Genomic DNA, 19,273 nt, shown 5'->3' with positions numbered 1-19,273 from the left:
AAAAAATTAACTACACTAGCAATTAAAAATGAATAATAAATATTTACTTGGACTACTACTCGCTCCACTTTTTTTGTTTTCTCAAACAGAAACCGATGGATTATTTATGAGTAAAAATTATTTCTGTTTTGGAATAGTATATCAGCACAACAGCTGGAATGAGTATTGGGAAGGTGACTTTAAACGTGAAAATCTTAATTTAGGAACCGTTTCTAGTTCATCTTTGGCAGTAATGGGCAATTACGGATTAACAAAAAAATTAAATGTATTAGTAAGCCTACCTTATGTGAAAACTAAAGCTAGTGCAGGTACTTTAGCCGGCCAAGAGGGCGTTCAAGATATCACGCTATCACTCAAACACCTTACATTTAAAAGAAAAATAAACAGAACAGCCTACACAGTCTACACAGTTTTAGGATTATCTACACCCTTATCAGATTATGCAGCAGACTTTTTACCATTAAGCATTGGTGCAAAGAGTAACACCGCCACCTTACGCTTGATCGCTGATTATCAAAACAAACGCTTTTTTACCACTTTTTCAGCCGCATACGTAAAAAGAGCTTCTATTGAGATTGATCGCAATTCCTACTATACTACAAAACCGTATTACACCAATAGAGTAGATATGCCAGATGTAATAAATGTAAACTACAAAATAGGATATCGAACCAATACCCTTATTGCCGAAGCTTCTTTGGAAAATATGGTAACTCAAAGTGGAGGTTTTGACATTACCAGCAATAATATGCCATTCCCTAGCAATACCATGAATGCACTACGAACAGGTGTTTTTACAAAATACAGCCCAAAACAAAACCCTAGACTATCCTTCTTAGCAGGTTGTAATTACACTTTAAATGGCCGAAATGTTGGGCAAACAACCTCTATTTATGGCGGCCTATTTTACATCTTGAATTTTAACAAAAAACAATCATGAAAAGTACATTCAAAAAAACCTCAATATACCTTTTAGTAGCAATTTCATCGATAATTTTCACTTCATGCAATGAGGATTTAGAAGAGAGAAATAATGAATTTCAAGCTTTAAATCCGATATCTCAAGATGAAGAAGCTGGTGCTTGGAAAACATTTTTACTAACTAGCCCTAATGAATATTCACTAGATGCTCCAATAGCCAGTAACAGTCCTGCATTTACAAGAGAAATAAATGAAATAAAAAGTTTCCAAGCTAATATTACTGCCGAGCAACAAAGAATCATTCGTTATTGGAGCGTAGGTGGCGTATTACGCTGGAATGAAATTATGCGCGCACTTGTGGCCAAGCACAACCGACCGCCATACCAAAATCCTGACGGGACTTACCCAACTCCATCAGCAGCAAATCCTTTTGCTAATCCTGAGTTTCCTTTTTCGAGCCCACCTTATGCAGCAAGGGCCTATGCCTATGTAAGCGCAGCACAACATGATGCTTTGGTTGCCACATGGTTTTATAAAAAGCAGTTTAACAGAATTGCTCCCTTTACACAAGATAACTCTTTGCAAGTTTTAGTTCCTAAAAGCACATTACCCTCCTATCCTTCTGAAGACGGTGCAATCTGTGGTGTAACAGTAGAACTACTCAAATTACTATTCCCAACAGAAATTGCATTTATTCAAGAAAAAGCAGCTGAACACCAACTATATCGCATTATTGCAGGCGCAAACGTACGAAGTGATGTTGATGCAGGAATAACTTTAGGGAAAAAAATAGCAGCAAAATTTATTGCAAGAGCCAGTTCTGATGGCGCAGGAGCCGCAATAGGAACTCCAGCGCAATGGACACAACTAGAAAATGAAATAATTGCGAAGGGCGAAATACCTTGGAAATCTCTAGAATTGCCAGCACGACCACCAATGCTACCCTTTTTTGGAAAAGTTAAATCGTTTATAATGACACCCGAAGTGATACTTGCAAATAGACCAGTACCACCACCCTCAACTAAATCAGATCTTTTCAAGAAGGAATTAGCCGAAATCAAATCAATAAGTAAAAATCAAACCAGAAGAAATATGGAAATTGTTACATTTTGGGCAGATGGAATTGGCACTTATACTCCGCCAGGACATTGGAACGCAATTGCAGCCGAATCTTTTGTTAAATTGAATTATAGCGAAGTTCGTTGGGCTAGAAACATGGCCTTACTAAATATCGCCATGATGGACGCAGCAATAAGCTGTTGGGATGCCAAGTATGCCTATTATAACCCGAGGCCAACACAAATGGATCCTTCTATTAAAACAAATACTGGAGTTCCCAATTTTCCAGCTTACGTTTCTGGCCATTCCACATTTAGCGCAGCGGCAAGCACCGTATTATCTCATTTAATCCCGAATAAGAAAACCAGTTTTGAAGCTATGGCAAAAGAAGCATCTGAATCAAGGATGTTAGGTTGTATACATTACCGCAGCGATTGCGAAAAAGGAATGGAGTTAGGACAAAAAGTTGGAAATCTAGCCGTGCAACGCGCCAAAACTGATGGAGCAGAATAATTAAAACTCCTCTAGCATAAAACCATCATTATCGAATACACCATGAACACGATACTTTATTGCAGGGCCAATTTACTCGAGGAACTTGAACAAATAAGGGAATTACAATTGCAAAATAGTTGCTTCCAAATCTCCACTGAAGAAAAAACTAAGGAAGGTTTTGTGACTATACAACATACTGTATCTCTACTTGAAAAAATGAATAATGCTTGCAAGCACATTATTGCCAAGGATCATACAAAAGTAATTGGATTTGCATTAGTCATGCTACCTAGTTTTAAAGCCGAAATACCTGCTTTACAGCCACTATTTACCAGAATAGAACAACTTGTGGCTCGCGAAGCGAAATACGTTGTAATGGGGCAAATTTGCATTTCAAAAGATTATCGGAAGCAAGGTGTTTTTAGAGCATTGTACCACTTTTATAGGGAACAACTTCAAGGTGAATTTGATGTGTTGATTACCGAGGTTGCAACACTAAACCAACGTTCACTGCAAGCACATCAAGCAATAGGTTTCAAAATTATTGCTACTTACCTTGAACACGACCTCGAATGGAACATCATACAATGGAACTGGAAATAAAAAAAGCCTAACGATGAGTTAGGCTTTTTTTGATATTTATAACGGGAACTTAATCAACTAAAACAATCACTTTGTTGTCTTTCATTTCAACAGTCCCAGAATGAATCTCTAAAGTATAGTTTTGAGCATCCAATTTTGTAAACTTATTAGCAACATCCTTTGTTAAAGTAAGGTTTGCCGCTGCAATTTTAATCACACCTTTCTCAAGAATTGATACGATAGGAGCGTGATTGTTTAAGATTTGAAAACTTCCATCTACTCCTGGCAAAGTAACCGAGGTTACTTCTCCTGAAAACAATTTAGCCTCTGGTGATACTATTTCTAAAATCATATTTTTAAGTTTTCAGTTTCAGTTAGCAGCCTCGGTAAAAAACACCAAGGCTATAACTGTATACTAATTTACGCTTCGGCTAACATTTTTTCTCCAGCTTCGATAGCTTCTTCGATAGTACCTTTAAGGTTAAAAGCTGATTCTGGCAAGTGATCTAACTCACCATCAATAATCATATTAAATCCTTTGATAGTATCTTTAATATCTACTAAAACACCTTTTAAACCTGTAAACTGCTCTGCTACGTGGAAAGGCTGAGACAAGAAACGTTGTACACGTCGCGCTCTTGATACTGCCAATTTATCATCCTCTGATAACTCTTCCATACCAAGGATTGCGATAATATCCTGCAATTGCTTGTATTTCTGAAGAATTTCTTTTACTCTTTGTGCACAGTCGTAGTGCTCATTTCCTAAGATATGTGGAGTCAAGATACGAGAAGTAGAATCTAACGGGTCAACCGCAGGATAAATACCTAACTCAGCAATTTTACGAGACAATACTGTAGTTGCATCTAAGTGAGCAAATGTTGTTGCTGGCGCCGGGTCAGTTAAATCATCCGCAGGTACGTAAACCGCTTGTACAGATGTAATAGAACCTTTGTTTGTAGAAGTAATACGCTCTTGCATAGCTCCCATCTCAGTTGCCAATGTTGGTTGGTAACCTACTGCGGATGGCATACGACCTAAAAGTGCCGATACCTCAGATCCAGCTTGTGTAAAACGGAAGATGTTATCAACGAAGAACAATACATCTTTACCTTGATCTGATCCAGCTCCATCACGGAAATACTCAGCAATAGATAGTCCAGAAAGTGCTACACGTGCACGAGCTCCTGGTGGCTCATTCATTTGACCGAAAACAAAAGTAGCTTTAGACTCTCTCATTCCTGGTAAATCAACTTTTGATAAGTCCCATCCTCCATTTTCCATAGAGTGCATGAATTCCTCACCATATTTAATAATACCTGACTCTAACATCTCACGAAGCAAGTCATTTCCTTCACGTGTTCTTTCTCCTACTCCTGCGAATACTGAAAGTCCACCGTGACCTTTTGCAATATTGTTAATCAACTCCTGAATCAATACTGTTTTACCAACTCCAGCACCACCAAACAATCCAATTTTACCACCTTTCGCATAAGGCTCGATCAAATCGATAACTTTGATACCTGTAAATAAAACTTCAGAAGATGTAGATAAATCTTCGAATTTTGGAGCTTGACGGTGAATAGACATTCCGTTCTCACCTGTTTTAGGCAATTCTGGCAAACCATCAATAGCGTCTCCAACAACGTTAAATAAACGACCGTAAACATCTGCACCAATTGGCATCTGAATAGGATTTCCTGTACCCACAACTTCGTAACCTCTAGACAAACCGTCTGTTGAGTCCATCGAAATGGTACGAACTGTGTTTTCACCAATGTGAGATTGTACTTCTAGCACTAATAAAGTACCATCTTTTTTTGTGATTTCTAACGAATCATAAATTTTTGGAAGTTCAACATCCTTACCGTTGAAAACTACATCAACTACTGGTCCAATGATCTGGGCAACTTTTCCTATTACTTTCGACATTACTTATGTATTTATTAAATAGCTATTTAGGTTTGTGAAAGGAGTCTAACCAATACATATTGATTAAATACTTTTTTCAGTGTGCAAAGATAATTTTTTAAAATATAAAATCAATTATTTTTTATAAAAATTGGAGTATTTTAATAGATATGCTAGAAATGAGTCAAAAACCATCAAAGCATCGCATTATCCTCAAAAAAAAACCACCTGCAAAACTGCAGATGGCCTTCCTAATTAACTAAATTTTATTTTTAAACTATAACGAAGCCGGGTACAAAATACGGTACGTACCTACGTTTTTGTTTTTAAAGTTAGCTCCAAATTTTACATTTATAGCATCTGTAAATAAATTAGCAATAATTGCATATCCTCTTGGACTTGGATGCACTCCATCTAATGAAAACATTCCTCCAAAAATAAAAGCAGAAGTTGTATTAAAACCATTGTACACAATACCACCACTAGCTAATTTATCGGTAACACCTTTCAATTCAACAAAAGCTAAACCTTTTGCAGTTGCAACTGATTCAATTGTTGCATTGTAAGCATCAGTGGCTACTTTTACTTCAGCAATTTCTTCTTTTGACAAAACCCAGTTATCAGCAAGAGGTACAGAAACTCCGTTAACAGCAGCAGCATTCCCTCCTACTAATGTACCAATAAAACTACTTGCTGGCAAAACAATCAAATCATCAGCTGTTGCATGTCTGAAAGATGGAATACTGAAAGAAGTTCTGTCAGTTAAATAACTATCTACAATTACTACTGCATTGGCACCAGCTTTAAAATTGATTGTTCTTCTTGTAGCTTCAGCAGCAGTCAATAAATTAGCATTTACCATTGATTGTAAACCTGCATTGTAAGCTGCGTAACCAGTATTTAACTGTGCAGCTGCAGTTGCTGTTAAATTTACTGGATTAAAAGGTACTGTTGTAAAATATGGCAAAGCCGTCACATAAGGCAAATTAGCCACAACACCTTTTGCACCATTAGCAGTCATAGCATTTACAATTCCATTAAACGCACTAGCAAAAACATTTGGATCTGTAATATCATTACTAGCATAGGTAGCAGGATTTAAATTACCTGTTTGGTTTCTTCCTGAACCTCCAGAAGTTGCATAACCCAAAACATCATTACCACCAATCCAAAGAGAAAAGAAGGTTGGCGCTTGAGCAACAGCATCAGCAACAACAGTTGTTGCAGCTGTTGAAGCAAATCGTGCAAAATATGGATTAGCAGCTCCAGTAGCTACACCCGCAACATTACCATAGTTTGGAGCTACCAAATGATAACTCTTTGCACCTGGAACACCCATATTATTGAAAGGCCCAGTCAATTTAGTTGTTACTTCTGTTGTAGGTCTTCCAGGAACTGCAACTGGTGCCGCACCATTAAAAAACAATCTAGTTCCAAGAATCACATTACCACCTAACAATAAACCACCCACATTATCAGCCATAAAAGGCGTTTTAAATTCACCACCCCCTGCTAAAGCAAACTGTTGTGCAATAATGTTTGCATAAGAACCTTCTTGCGCTGTTTTAAAAAGGGCATTATCACTAAAACCAGCCGCGTAAGAATCTCCCAATGCCACATATTTAGTCACCACCGCAGAACCTGCTGTTAATGGTTTTCCATCAGATGAGTTAGCATCTACCAATACTTCCTCTTCGTTATTACACGCTACAAATGCTAACGAAGCAAATAATAGCCATTTGAAATTTTTTATCATTGTAATTTTATTTTATTATTAATGATTGCTTATGGGTTGATTGTCCAAGATGCAAAATACTGCTGACCAATTAAACCAGCTCCTAAAACCTGACCATATTCTTTACCACCAATATTGGAAGCTCCAAGTTTAAATGTTGATTTTAAAGATGGGAAATTGTAATTCAATTGCGCATCGATAACTGTTGCAGAAGCGATAACTCCATCAGCAAAAGAAGATTGCCATAAGTACTCACTATTCCATCTTCCGCTTACATTAAATCCGAAATTTTTAAATAATTTCTCATTACCAATAGATGCCTTAACTCTGTGCTTTGGAGTGTTGAAACCAGCTTCAAAACTTGGATCTTTTGATTGATCAAAACTAAATTCGGCATAGTTATAATTGGCTCCAATCTCAAATTCTTTATATACTTTTCTAGACAATCCAATTCCGAAACCAATTGACTCGATTTCTATTGGAGTATTAGTGTATAACTGAAAAGTTCTTGTGTTACCACTTTGCAAAGCTTGTATTGCTTTTCGACCTTCATCATTAGTTAGTCCCCCACCATCAAGTGCTAAACCATATAATGGAGTAATCACATTTAAGTTTCCAATGAAGTTGTTGTATATATTATAATACCCATTAATATCAATAGAAGTTTTGTTGATAAAAGAACGATATCCTAATTCAAAAGCTTTCACTTCTTCTGGTTTAACAAGACCAGCATTTGTTTTTTTAAGTAAAGCTGGGTTTCCAGCAGCAGAAAATGCTAATACAGATGAAGCAAGATATGAATTCTCATAAGCTCTTCTTCCATCAATAGTAACTGTAGCGTTTCCATTATTGTTAGCCTGACCAACAGTACCATTAACTGGTAAAGTCTCTGTAAAACGAGTCAAGTTATCTGGAGCAGACCCAAGCAAGATAGCACTACCTACATTGAAACCAATGTATTGATCTTGTGTAGATGGATTTCTAAAACCTGTTTGGAATGAACCTCTGAAATTATGATTTTTGTTTTCCCCAGCAGAGTAAACCAAAGATACTCTTGGAGAATAATTCCCATCAAAGTTTTGTGCTTTGTCATAACGAAGAGACCCAGTAAATTTCAATCGATCGTCAATGAATTTTTTCATCACTTGAGTATACATTCCGTACTCGTCATAACGAATTGGTCCATTAGCATCTGTGTAAATACGACCAAAAGAATTCAATTCATATTGTCTAAAAGAACCTCCAACTTGAACCTCAGCTACTTTAATAATGTCCTTGAAATTGTAATTTACATCTGAGTGATAAATTTTAGAATTATCAACCAATTTAGAACCAGATAAAACACTTGCTTCGTTGGTAACTTGATTAAAAGCATTTTTAAACTCTGGAGTTCCTGGTAAAAATCTTCCTGTATCAGCAGAAGCTCTTGCTCTTGCATGCGCTTGCTCTGGAGTAAAACCTCCTAAAGTTGACTGAACATAAGCACCGGCATATTGACCAAACCATGTTGCATCACTTTTCCACTTTCTGTTTACGTTGATACCTGTAAACAACATATCGTATGAATTACCACCATCCTCAGTAGTAGTATAACCTCTTAAGAAAAAGTTTTTACCCTTGAATTCAATTTTATGCTGTTGCATAAAAAAGTTATTCAAGTAATATCTGTTAGCACCTTGGTAAACCGTGTTACCAAAACCAAATTTACTTTGAACAATAACCTCTAGTCTTTCGTCACCAAAAGGACGTACATGTAAAGATAAATCAATTTTTGTATTAGACACTTTATTGTCTGTCAAATCAACTTCATTATAACCAGTTCTACTTACATTTCTGTTTGGTAATAAATTTACTGCAGATGCTGGAATTATGTTTTGAGCCGCAAGAGCTTGTCCAACATTTTTAATATTTGTAGCAACCTCGTCACCATAAACATTAATACCATCATAGTCAATTGAATTTCTATCAACGCCCATTCTGGTTTTATCATCATAATTTACTGCATGCCATTCCGTACCTTTCATGTATGCAAAGTTTGCTTTACCCGCTACATATTTATTGAAAGCTTTTGCCATACGCACTCCGTAATCTACGTAGTCATTTGTACCGGCTGCTTTTTGAGTAGTTTGACCAAATTTAGCATATGCTCTAATACCTTCGCTTGTAAATGGACTTTTACTAGTCATGAACAAAATTCCGTTAAATGCATTCGCACCATATAAAGCCGAAGAAGCTCCAGGCAATAATTCAACTGATTGCACATCAATTTCTGAAACACCTATTAAGTTTCCTAAAACGAAGTTCAATAACGGAGAAGAGTTATCCATACCGTCAACTAATTGCATAAAACGAGTATTGGCAACAGAAGCAAATCCACGAGTATTGATCGACTTGAAGGACATACTAGAAGTATTCATTTGAACTTCTTTCATGTTTTCTAATCCGTCATAAAAAGATGGCGAAGCTGTTTTTTTAATTTCAGCAGTACCCATTCTTTCGATGGTTACAGGCGACTCAAGCACACGCTCTGGAGTTCTTGACGCAGATACCACGATTTCATCTAGTTTATTCTCTTCATCTAATAGTTTAACTACAATTTTTTGAGTTGATGAAGCAACAGAAACCTTTTGAGATGCAAAACCGATACTTGTAATTTCAATTACAAAAGGCGGCTTTTTATTTGATTTTAAAGTAAAAGCACCGTCAACATCTGTTGTTGTGCTGGCAGCATCTCCTAGAAGTTTGATATTGGCTCCAGGAATAGGCTGGTTGTTACTGTCTGTAACAACACCTGAAATTGAATTTTGAGCAAATGTTAGGCTACAAAAAAACAATGTCAAAAAAAGTAAATACACTCTCATTGGGCTATAATTTGTTGGTTTATGAGACCAAAGTACAAATATTTTTGATATTAATAAAAAAGTAGTAGAAAAAATTCGGAATCAGCATTTATAATACACCACTTAAGCTTAATTGCTATTTGTTAAAGATTATTTAATGTTAATTTTTAAGACAAATAAATATAATTTCATTATGCACGCATAATAAAAATACATTAATCTCAAAATTTTTATTAAATTTTAGATATTTGACAAAAGTGCAAAAAACGCAAAAATTTATACTATTTTTCACATTTCTAAAGCAAAAAAAAGCCCCGAAAGTCAAACTTTCAGGGCTAATATAAAAACTATTTTAACTTATTCTACTGTAACTGATTTTGCTAGGTTACGAGGTTGATCAACATTACAACCACGCATTACCGCTATATGGTAAGACAATAACTGTAAGGGAATTGTAGTAATTAATGGCGAAAGCGCATCTGAGGTTTCTGGAATCTCAATTACGTAATCAGCCAACTCGCGTACTTGCGTATCTCCTTTAGTTACTACAGCAATAATTTTTCCGCTACGAGACTTGATTTCTTGAATATTACTTACAATTTTGTCGTAATGTCCTTGCTTAGGAGCAATTACAACAACAGGCATGTGCTCATCAATTAATGCAATTGGACCATGCTTCATTTCGGCAGCAGGATAACCTTCAGCGTGAATGTATGATATCTCTTTTAACTTTAGCGCACCTTCTAAGGCAACTGGGAAATTATATCCACGACCTAAGTACAAGCAATTTGAAGCATCTTTAAATACAGCTGCGATTTCTTGTGCTACTTCATTAGTTTCTAGAGCTTCTTTAACTTTCTCTGGAATAATTTCTAATTCTTCAAGGTAAGCATGAAATACAGAATTAGACAAAGTTCCTTTTGCTTTGGCCAAACGCAAGGCAATCATTGTTAAAACTGTAATTTGAGTTGTAAATGCCTTTGTAGATGCCACTCCAATTTCTGGACCAGCATGCGTGTATGCACCTGCATGACTTTCTCTAGAAATAGAAGAACCTACCACATTACAAACTCCAAAAACAAACGCACCATGTTCTTTAGCTAACTTAATAGCAGCCATAGTATCTGCAGTTTCCCCAGATTGTGAAATTGCTATTACAATATCTTTACTACTTATAATTGGATTTCTATATCTGAACTCAGAAGCATACTCTACCTCTACTGGAATTCTGGCAAATTCTTCAAAAATATATTCGGCCACCAAACCAGCATGCCAAGAAGTTCCACACGCAACTATAAGAATGCGATCAGCGTTTAAAAATTTCTCTAAATTATCTTCAATTCCAGCCATTTGAATCAAACCTTCATGTGCATGAAGTCTACCACGATAAGTATCCTTAATTACACTAGGTTGTTCATAAATTTCTTTCATCATGAAGTGATCGTAACCTCCTTTTTCAATTTGCTCCAAATTCATTTGTAGCTCTTGAATAGTTGGATTTACCAAAGAATCATCTTTAATTTTACGAACCTTCATTGCCTTGTGTAACCTAATGTTAGCCATTTCTCCGTCTTCTAAGTAAATAGCATTAGACGTATATTCAATGAATGGCGATGCATCAGATGCAATAAAAAACTCACCTTCACCTACACCAATAGCTAAAGGACTACCTAAACGTGCCGCAACTATTTCATTAGGATTTTTTTTATCAAATACAGCTATAGCATAAGCACCAACAACCTGATTTAATGCTACTTGAACCGCTTTTCCTAGTTTTAATTTATCTTTTTTCTGTACTTCTTCAATTAAATTTACTAACACTTCAGTATCAGTATCTGAATGAAATACATAACCCCTTTTTATAAGCTCTTCTTTTAGAGGCGCATAATTCTCAATGATACCATTGTGAACAATAGCTAAATCTCCAGAATTTGATAAATGAGGATGTGAATTGACATCATTAGGAACACCGTGAGTAGCCCAACGGGTGTGACCAACTCCAATAGATCCTGACATTGCCATGTCAGAAGATGCCTTAGCCTCAAGATCTACAACCTTACCTTTGGTTTTAATTACTTGAATACTAGATCCGTCGTACAGCATTACACCTGCACTATCATAACCTCTATATTCAAGTCTTTTTAGTCCTTTAATTACAATAGGATACGCTTGTCTGTATCCAATATATCCAACGATTCCACACATAATCTACTTAATTAGGTTTTGTAAAATAAATTTCAAGTTTTAGCCTTTTATCAGCTGGCACGGTCGATTTTCCACCAAAAATAATGGTTCCAAGCGGATTCATAACTGATGCCTTAGGCACTTGTTTTATAAAACTGTTTGCATTTCTTACGGAATAAGAATTTGAAACAGCAATTGATTCGGTCACAACAACACCTAATTTTACATTAGTGGAGTCTTTATTATTAATCAAGTTACGAATTTGATTTGTAATTCGCACTTTGTATGTTGTTCCTCTTTTTGAAGTAGCATCTTTGCGAATTAAACCATCAAGAATAGATTTCGATTTTTTAGGATCAGCAGCATTGGTTGAAGGATCTAAAGTAAAATCAACTATTGGGCGATTGTTGGTGTAATCATAAACATAAATACGCTGTGGCTCTTTACTTGAAGCCATACTTGCAGCATCTATATGAAATACCAAGTTTGCCTCATTAACCAACAACTTTTTACCGTCTGCAGGATTTCTTAAATCATCCAATTCATCTGATATTCCGTTTGGCCCACCCAAAACACCATTTGCATCGTATCCTTTCAAGTCTGTTTTATTGAACAATTCTAAGATTGAAACAGCACCTTCTCCACCTCTTAAAAATAATTTATCGTCACCTTCTGTTGTATTTCCCGTGTTAGGAAGCGCATTGTAGGCTGCACCTGAAGCTGAAAAATCATTTGCTAACAAACTTACGGAATTGCCTTTAAGATTCAATTCGATTGTTTTCTTAACCCTTGGAATTTTTGTAGTTCCTGCAGCTGGAGTACCATCTTCATTGTATTTAATGGTAATTTTTCCTTTTGAAAAATCCAACATAGCCATGTTTCCAGCGCTACCAGGTATTTTTTCAATTTTAAAATACAAGCCTCTAAAATAGTTTTTGAACACTTCATTTGAAGCCAATTTACCAGAGTTTATGGCATCAATAATTTTGGTTTTAAAGTAACTTTTATTAAGCGTTAACTGCATAGCAGGTGGCGAATAAGTAGTAGTTTTTGCACTAGTAACCGTATCCGTAGTAACCACAGAAAGCTCTTTTGGATCAAAGAAAAACTCTTCGTTTTGCGATTTATCAGCACTATCGTTAAGCAGTGTAGGTAATTTTAGTCCATCAAAATCGGAATTTTGATTGCTATAATATTTTTGTGGTTCCTTGAATGCTGTAGCGGGATCTAAATCTCTCATAAAGAAACCCGACTCATAAACACTTAACTTCATCTTGGCTTTTTCAGGACCATAAATAGAATCTAAAACATAGGTTCTTGTTCCACCTGTATTTAATTTGGTCTGTGTATTATCTACAAAGTACGGGATTGTTAAAACAACACTTTCTACAAATGGATTCGCACCTACAGAAGTAACCACAGACTCTAATGTGAGTTGCGTATTAAAGTTTGCACTAGTTTGACCAAAATTGGAGTCATTATAAATACCTAAAGGGTTTACCTCCAGATTATTTGATTGCACAGCATTTGTTTTTTGGGTATATCCCAAAACACTGTAAGACTGCTTACTAAGGTCAAAGTTATTTTCACCTATCAAGTCACCACCAATTTCATTAAATTCTTTATCACAAGAAGTTAAAAAAATAACACTAAACAAGAGGAAAATGTTCTTAAAAAAAGAATTGTTAATCATAGGATCAAAAAAGTTTAATTTTATAGCACTTCATTTTTATAGAAGTTTGTATACGCTTCTGCAAAAGCACCTTTCGCGGTGAAAGGTAAAAAAGGTTTTCCTGAAGACTCTATAAATTTTGTTAAACTTGATGAGAGGTTATCGGCCGCAATAATCACCGCGTCCGAATGCAGTACGGTTGCCTTCATAATATTTTCGAAATTGGGCACTTCTAAGTCTGCAATAGCTTCATCTGGAACGCCGTCGAATTTTACTTTGTTAATCATTTCTGCATCTAGAGTACCATCAAAAGATTGACTATAAACAGATGTAACGATTTTTGTATCGGAAAATAAAGCTTCGTTTTTATAGAAATGTTTCATATACACTGGTAGCATAGCAGCCATCCAACCGTGTACGTGAATAATATCTGGAACCCAATTTAGTTTTTTTACTGTCTCTACAACACCTTTTGCAAAAAAGATAGCGCGTTCGTCATTATCAGGATACATAACACCTTCTTCATCAGCAAATGTGGCTTTCCTTTTAAAATATTCATCGTTATCAATAAAATAAACTTGAATACGCTCTTTTGGTATCGAAGCTACCTTAATAATCAAAGGCATATCGAGATCATTCACTACCAAATTCATCCCCGAAAGTCTAATTACTTCGTGTAATTGATGTCTTCTCTCGTTAATATTTCCATACCTTGGCATAAAAATTCTTATCTGTCCACCTTGATCATTGATCATTTTAGGCACGTCATAAGACATTAAAGAGACCTCGTTTTCAGCGAGATACGGCACCACTTCAGATGATACATATAATATCCTCTTATCTTTCATATTGTAATTTACTTTGTTTATTGGCAATAAAAACCACGCAAAATTACAAAATTTTATGCAGTTATTAACTAAAATAGTAAGTTTGCATTTAATTTTAATAATACAGCCATGCCTATTTTCTACGGAAAAGCATCTTTGATGGACTATTTGAAATCGATACAAACACTCCATTCAACGATTGGGTTTGTCCCAACAATGGGCGCTTTACACGAAGGTCACCTGGCTTTAATGCAAAGATCACTAGAAGAAAATACTACAACTGTGGTAAGTATTTTTGTGAATCCTACACAGTTTAATAACCCTGAAGATTTAGCAAAATACCCACGTACACTTGATCAAGATGTAGCTAAACTAAATGCGCTAAATCCTAATATTGTGTTGTATGCGCCTGCTGTTGAAGATTTATACGAGGGCACTCCTTCATCAGAACATTTTGATTTTGACGGATTGGAAAATCAGATGGAAGGACGTTTTAGACCCGGACATTTTAACGGAGTAGGTACTATCGTAAAACGCTTATTTGAAATTGTTACCCCACAAAATGCTTATTTTGGCGAAAAAGATTTTCAGCAACTTCAAATTGTCAAAAAAATGGTAGCCAAAAATAACTTACCAGTTAATGTTATTGGTTGCCCCATTTATAGAGAATCGAATGAATTGGCCATGAGTTCAAGAAACGAGCGCTTATCTGTTGAAGAACGTGCTGAAGCCGCCTTGATTTACCAAGCTTTACTTGGTGCTCGGTCTCAATTTGCGACAAAAAGCACTGCAGATATTGGCAAATGGGTTACCAAATATTTTGATAAAAACCCTCGATTTACACTCGAATATTTTACAATTGCTGACGAAGCTACTTTAGTTTCTTGCGTTAGAAAAAATAAAAACAAAAAATACCGCGCGTTCATAGCTGTTTTAGTTAACAATATTCGCTTAATTGACACCATTTCATTAAATTAAATTACTTTTGTAGCATGCAAATTCAAGTTTTAAAATCGAAAATCCACCGTGTAAAAGTTACAGGTGCTGATTTAAATTATATCGGGTCCATCACGATTGATGAAGCTCTTTTAGAGGCTTCTAATATAATTGAAGGCGAAAAGGTTTCTATTGTTAACATCAATAATGGAGAACGCTTTGAAACTTATGCCATCAAAGGCGAGAAAAATTCTGGTACTATTACTTTAAACGGACCAGCTGCCAGAAAAGTTCAAAAAGATGACATTATCATTATCATTTCTTACGCAGGAATGGATTTTGAAGAAGCAAAAACTTTTAAACCATGGGTTATTTTCCCGAATGAGAATGACAATTCATTGACTTAATAAATCAGGCACAAAATTCAATCACAAGTTAGGATTGCACTTTCTACTATAACCATTAAAACGTATTCCAAAATTGTTTAGGAATTCGTTTTAATGGTTTTTTTAATCCATTATATTTCGAAAACATAAAAATTGAATACGTTTTAACCAATCACTTTTTGCAACTCGTAAACCAATATTTGTGCTATCTTAGTACCTTTCATTTGCTACAGCGTAACAAAAAAAGAACTCCTTATGAAACAAACCCTACTTTTATTCCTTTTTTCATTGAGTGTAATGGCACAAAAAACAAGCTTTGAGTTGGAGTCCATGCAATTAGGTAATACCAGAACACTTACTATTGGAATTCCGGCATCACTAGAAAAAAACCCAAACAAAAAATATCCTTTACTCATACTTTTAGACGGAGATTATTTGTTTGATCCTTTTTACGGATCACTTAGCTATGGTGCGTATTGGGACGATATACCGGAATGCATCGTTGTTGGAATCAACCAAAATACTGATGAGGAGCGCTACAACGACTGCGAATTTGACTCTGAAACGGGACTTCCGAGTAATCAAAGTGCCAAATTTTATAATTTTATTGCAACTGAATTAGTTCCATTTCTAGAAAAAAAATATCCTGTTGCGCCCTTTCGAATCCTAGCAGGACATGATCTTACGGCAGGTTTTATCAATTATTATTTGTACCAAGAGCAATCTATGTTTGATGGATATGTAGCACTAGGAACCGAATTTGCACCAGAGATGGAAACCAAAATAGCAACCGCCTTGAGCAAGGTTAAAAAACCTTTGTTCTATTACCATTCGAATGGTGAAGGCGATACTAAAAAAATTCAAACACCAATAAAAGAACTCGACTCACAACTCAAACAAATCACTAATCCAAACCTACATTACAAGTTTGATAATTTTAGTGGCGCCTCTCATTACTCGTTAGTGCTTTACTCCATTCCAAGCGCATTGTATCATTTTTTTGACACCTACAAACCGATCTCATCAACTGAATACAGCGAAAAAATTGCTGTACTTTCATCAGGTTACGCGGACTATCTCCAAAACAAATACGATGTGCTACAAAAAACACTCGGTATAAAAACTCCTGTCCGATTAAATGACTTTAAGGCAATAGAAGCCGCAATTTTAAAAAACAAAGCGTATCCTGAACTTGAACAATTGGCTCAAATGTCAAATAGAGATTACCCTAAATCAATGCTCGCAGAGTATCAATTGGGTTTGATGTATGAAAAAACAGGAGACACAAAAAGAGCGGCCAAAAAATATCAAAACGCTTCCCAATTAGATGAAATTGGAGATCTCACCAAAGACATGATGATCGAAAAATATGAAGATATGGTTAGCCAAACACCAAAAAAATAATGTCAAAAGTTAAAACTACCTTTTTTTGCCAGAACTGTGGCGCACAATATGCCAAATGGCAAGGGCAATGCAACTCCTGCAAAGAATGGAACACGATTGCTGAGGAAATTATCCAAAAGCAAGAAAAAGTAGCTTGGAAAAGCGAACCCACTCCTACTAGCAAAGCACCAAGACCGCTACGAATTGACCAAATTGATTCGGCGCAAGAGATTCGTATGGATACTACTGATGGCGAATTGAATCGGGTTTTAGGTGGAGGAATTGTACCTGGTTCCTTGATTCTTTTAGGAGGTGAACCCGGTATTGGTAAGAGTACACTTTTGCTACAAATTTCCCTAAAACTGCCCTACAAAACGCTGTACGTTTCAGGCGAAGAAAGTCAGAAACAAATAAAAATGCGTGCCGAAAGGATTACTCCAAGCGGCGACAACTGCTACATTCTTACTGAAACCAAAACACAAAACATCTTCAAACAAATTGAAGCCATAGAGCCAGAAATTGTAATCATCGATTCGATTCAAACTTTGCATACAGATTATATTGAATCAACTCCCGGGAGTATTTCTCAAATTCGAGAAACTACCGCCGAATTGATCAAATTTGCCAAAGAAACCAACATTCCAGTAATTCTAATTGGACATATTACCAAAGACGGAAACATTGCTGGTCCTAAAATTCTGGAACACATGGTTGATACGGTTTTACAATTTGAAGGCGACCGAAACCACGTTTATCGAATTTTACGCTCTCTAAAAAACCGTTTTGGTTCTACGGCCGAAATAGGGATTTATGAAATGCTAGGTAGCGGATTACGGGAAGTAGCCAACCCATCAGAAATATTAATTTCACATAAAAACGAAGAATTATCAGGAACCGCAATTGCATCCACTCTAGAAGGCATGCGCCCTTTGATGATCGAAATTCAAGCACTTGTGAGCACCGCTGTGTATGGAACGCCACAACGCAGCACCACAGGATACAATGCTAAACGACTCAACATGATTTTGGCAGTACTCGAAAAAAGAGCTGGTTTTAGGCTTGGTGCCAAAGATGTTTTCTTGAACATTACAGGAGGAATTTCGGTAGACGATCCCGCTATTGACTTGGCTGTAGTTGCTGCGATTCTATCTTCTAATGAAGATATTGCCGTCAATAAAGATTTTTGTTTTGCTGGCGAAGTTGGACTTTCAGGCGAAATACGTCCGGTAAACCGAGTAGATCAGCGCATTCAAGAAGCTGAAAAACTAGGATTTTCGACCATTTTTGTATCCAAATACAACAAAATCACTTTGAAAAACACAGGGATACAAATTAGGATGGTCGCCAAAATAGAAGATGTAGCAAGTGAGCTCTTTGGATAACTATATTTATTGTAGAAAAATTTTAAATCATAAGATGGAAATTCAATATTTACCTGAGCAGATAGAAACCAACAGCGATAGTGAACTACAACTGTATGAGTATTTTATTTCGAAAAGTATCAACAAAAACAAGGTTCAACTATCTAAAAATGTTTTTAGTTTTCTGCTCAATGGTACCAAAGAACTCATCACTCAAAACCACACAACGCGGATCGAAAACGATAAATTTGTCATTATCAAAGCGGGCAATTGCTTGATGAGCGAAAGCATTTCTTTGAGTCAAAATTACCGAAGTATGTTGCTTTTTTTTTCGGACAAAGCCGTTGAAGACTTTCTAAAAAAATACGATTACAAGAACAATCATAAGCAAAATAACGATCCTTTTATTATCACAGAATATGATCGGGTAATTCAAAATATTGTTAAAAGTTTGGTCCACCTTCAAACGCAACCTGTTGATTTTATTAACAAAATGCTACCGTTAAAATTTGAGGAAATCCTCCTGTATCTTGTGCAAATGAAGGGAATCGACTTTTTATATAATTTTGTTCATCATCAAAACCCATCGGCAAAATCATTTGTAGATACGATGCACAAGAATGCTTTGAACAATTTAAGCATACAAGAACTTTCGTTTTTGTGTAACATGAGCGTTTCTACTTTTAAACGCAACTTTGATAAAGAATTTCAAACAAGTCCAATTCGATGGTTTCAAGAAAAAAGACTTGAACATGCGGCTTACTTGTTGCAAACCAAAAAAATGCGCGCCTCTGATGTGTACGAAGAAATAGGGTTTGAAAATTTATCGAGTTTTGTTCAAGCGTACAAAAATAAATTTGGAACCACTCCAAAACAATCACAAATCAATATTTGAACTTTTAGCAACATTTTTTGAACTTTTTAGTTTTAGAGTTTCCTGCCATATTACTGACTTTTGTAATGAAATTTTTAAAACATTCA

15 protein-coding genes are annotated in these 19,273 nt (G+C 35.8%); 8 read left to right on the top strand and 7 right to left on the bottom strand.

The genetic code is table 11. The annotated features are described in order from the left end of the window. Positions 1–28: 28 nt before the first annotated feature. Genes ACXX8U_RS13815 through ACXX8U_RS13805 form a run of 3 tightly spaced genes read left to right on the top strand, consistent with a single transcriptional unit; the run spans position 29 to position 3,078 of the window. A complete protein-coding gene (locus tag ACXX8U_RS13815) occupies positions 29–940 on the top strand; it encodes a hypothetical protein (protein WP_458566345.1) in 912 nt (303 codons plus the stop codon). Further along, positions 937–2,493: a vanadium-dependent haloperoxidase gene (locus ACXX8U_RS13810; RefSeq protein WP_458566344.1), complete on the top strand. Its 1,557-nt coding sequence runs from the start codon at positions 937–939 to the stop codon at positions 2,491–2,493. The genes ACXX8U_RS13815 and ACXX8U_RS13810 overlap by 4 nt, the downstream gene beginning before the upstream one ends. A gap of 42 nt (positions 2,494–2,535) precedes the next feature. Next, on the top strand, positions 2,536–3,078 hold the full coding sequence (locus ACXX8U_RS13805) for a GNAT family N-acetyltransferase (RefSeq protein ID WP_458566343.1): 543 nt from the start codon (positions 2,536–2,538) through the stop codon (positions 3,076–3,078). Positions 3,079–3,127: 49 nt separating this feature from the next. Here the strand turns inward: ACXX8U_RS13805 and ACXX8U_RS13800 are convergent, their stop codons facing one another. The 7 genes from ACXX8U_RS13800 to ACXX8U_RS13770 form a co-directional block, all read right to left on the bottom strand. Next, positions 3,128–3,409, bottom strand: coding sequence for a FoF1 ATP synthase subunit delta/epsilon (locus ACXX8U_RS13800; RefSeq protein ID WP_166132489.1), 282 nt, complete (start codon positions 3,407–3,409; stop codon positions 3,128–3,130). A 68-nt stretch (positions 3,410–3,477) separates the two neighbouring features. Then, complete coding sequence (gene atpD / locus ACXX8U_RS13795; RefSeq protein ID WP_166132490.1) at positions 3,478–4,989, bottom strand: F0F1 ATP synthase subunit beta; 1,512 nt, start codon at positions 4,987–4,989, stop codon at positions 3,478–3,480. A 256-nt stretch (positions 4,990–5,245) separates the two neighbouring features. Then, the gene (locus ACXX8U_RS13790; RefSeq protein WP_458566342.1) at positions 5,246–6,724 is read right to left on the bottom strand and encodes an SGNH/GDSL hydrolase family protein; all 1,479 of its coding nucleotides are present in this window, start codon (positions 6,722–6,724) and stop codon (positions 5,246–5,248) included. A 29-nt stretch (positions 6,725–6,753) separates the two neighbouring features. Next, entirely contained in the window at positions 6,754–9,564 is a 2,811-nt protein-coding gene (locus ACXX8U_RS13785) for a TonB-dependent receptor domain-containing protein (protein WP_458566341.1), read from the bottom strand. 336 nt (positions 9,565–9,900) lie between these two features. Beyond that, complete coding sequence (gene glmS, locus ACXX8U_RS13780) at positions 9,901–11,748, bottom strand: glutamine--fructose-6-phosphate transaminase (isomerizing) (protein ID WP_458566340.1); 1,848 nt, start codon at positions 11,746–11,748, stop codon at positions 9,901–9,903. 7 nt (positions 11,749–11,755) lie between these two features. Continuing rightward, positions 11,756–13,420 (bottom strand): BamH family beta-barrel-assembly machinery protein, encoded by a 1,665-nt coding sequence (gene bamH / locus ACXX8U_RS13775; RefSeq protein ID WP_458566339.1) that lies wholly within the window; start codon positions 13,418–13,420, stop codon positions 11,756–11,758. Positions 13,421–13,440: 20 nt separating this feature from the next. Further along, positions 13,441–14,247, bottom strand: coding sequence for a glycogen/starch synthase (locus tag ACXX8U_RS13770; RefSeq protein ID WP_166132495.1), 807 nt, complete (start codon positions 14,245–14,247; stop codon positions 13,441–13,443). Positions 14,248–14,355: 108 nt separating this feature from the next. Here ACXX8U_RS13770 and panC point away from each other — a divergent pair, with 108 nt between their 5' ends. The 5 genes from panC to ACXX8U_RS13745 all read left to right on the top strand — a co-directional run bounded on the left by panC (position 14,356) and on the right by ACXX8U_RS13745 (position 19,187). Next, positions 14,356–15,204 carry a pantoate--beta-alanine ligase gene (gene panC, locus ACXX8U_RS13765; protein WP_458566338.1) on the top strand — a complete coding sequence of 283 codons (849 nt, stop codon included), beginning with the start codon at positions 14,356–14,358 and terminating at the stop codon, positions 15,202–15,204. A 14-nt stretch (positions 15,205–15,218) separates the two neighbouring features. Continuing rightward, entirely contained in the window at positions 15,219–15,569 is a 351-nt protein-coding gene (gene panD / locus ACXX8U_RS13760; RefSeq protein WP_166132497.1) for an aspartate 1-decarboxylase, read from the top strand. 234 nt (positions 15,570–15,803) lie between these two features. Beyond that, a complete protein-coding gene (locus ACXX8U_RS13755) occupies positions 15,804–16,952 on the top strand; it encodes an alpha/beta hydrolase (RefSeq protein ID WP_458566337.1) in 1,149 nt (382 codons plus the stop codon). Next, a complete protein-coding gene (gene radA, locus ACXX8U_RS13750) occupies positions 16,952–18,313 on the top strand; it encodes a DNA repair protein RadA (protein ID WP_306259644.1) in 1,362 nt (453 codons plus the stop codon). The genes ACXX8U_RS13755 and radA overlap by 1 nt, the downstream gene beginning before the upstream one ends. A gap of 34 nt (positions 18,314–18,347) precedes the next feature. After that, positions 18,348–19,187 carry a helix-turn-helix domain-containing protein gene (locus ACXX8U_RS13745; RefSeq protein ID WP_458566336.1) on the top strand — a complete coding sequence of 280 codons (840 nt, stop codon included), beginning with the start codon at positions 18,348–18,350 and terminating at the stop codon, positions 19,185–19,187. The last annotated feature ends 86 nt before the right edge of the window (positions 19,188–19,273 follow it).

It is taken from the genome of Flavobacterium sp. GNP001, from assembly GCF_054343775.1.
This window is presented reverse-complemented; position numbering and strand designations above follow the sequence as displayed.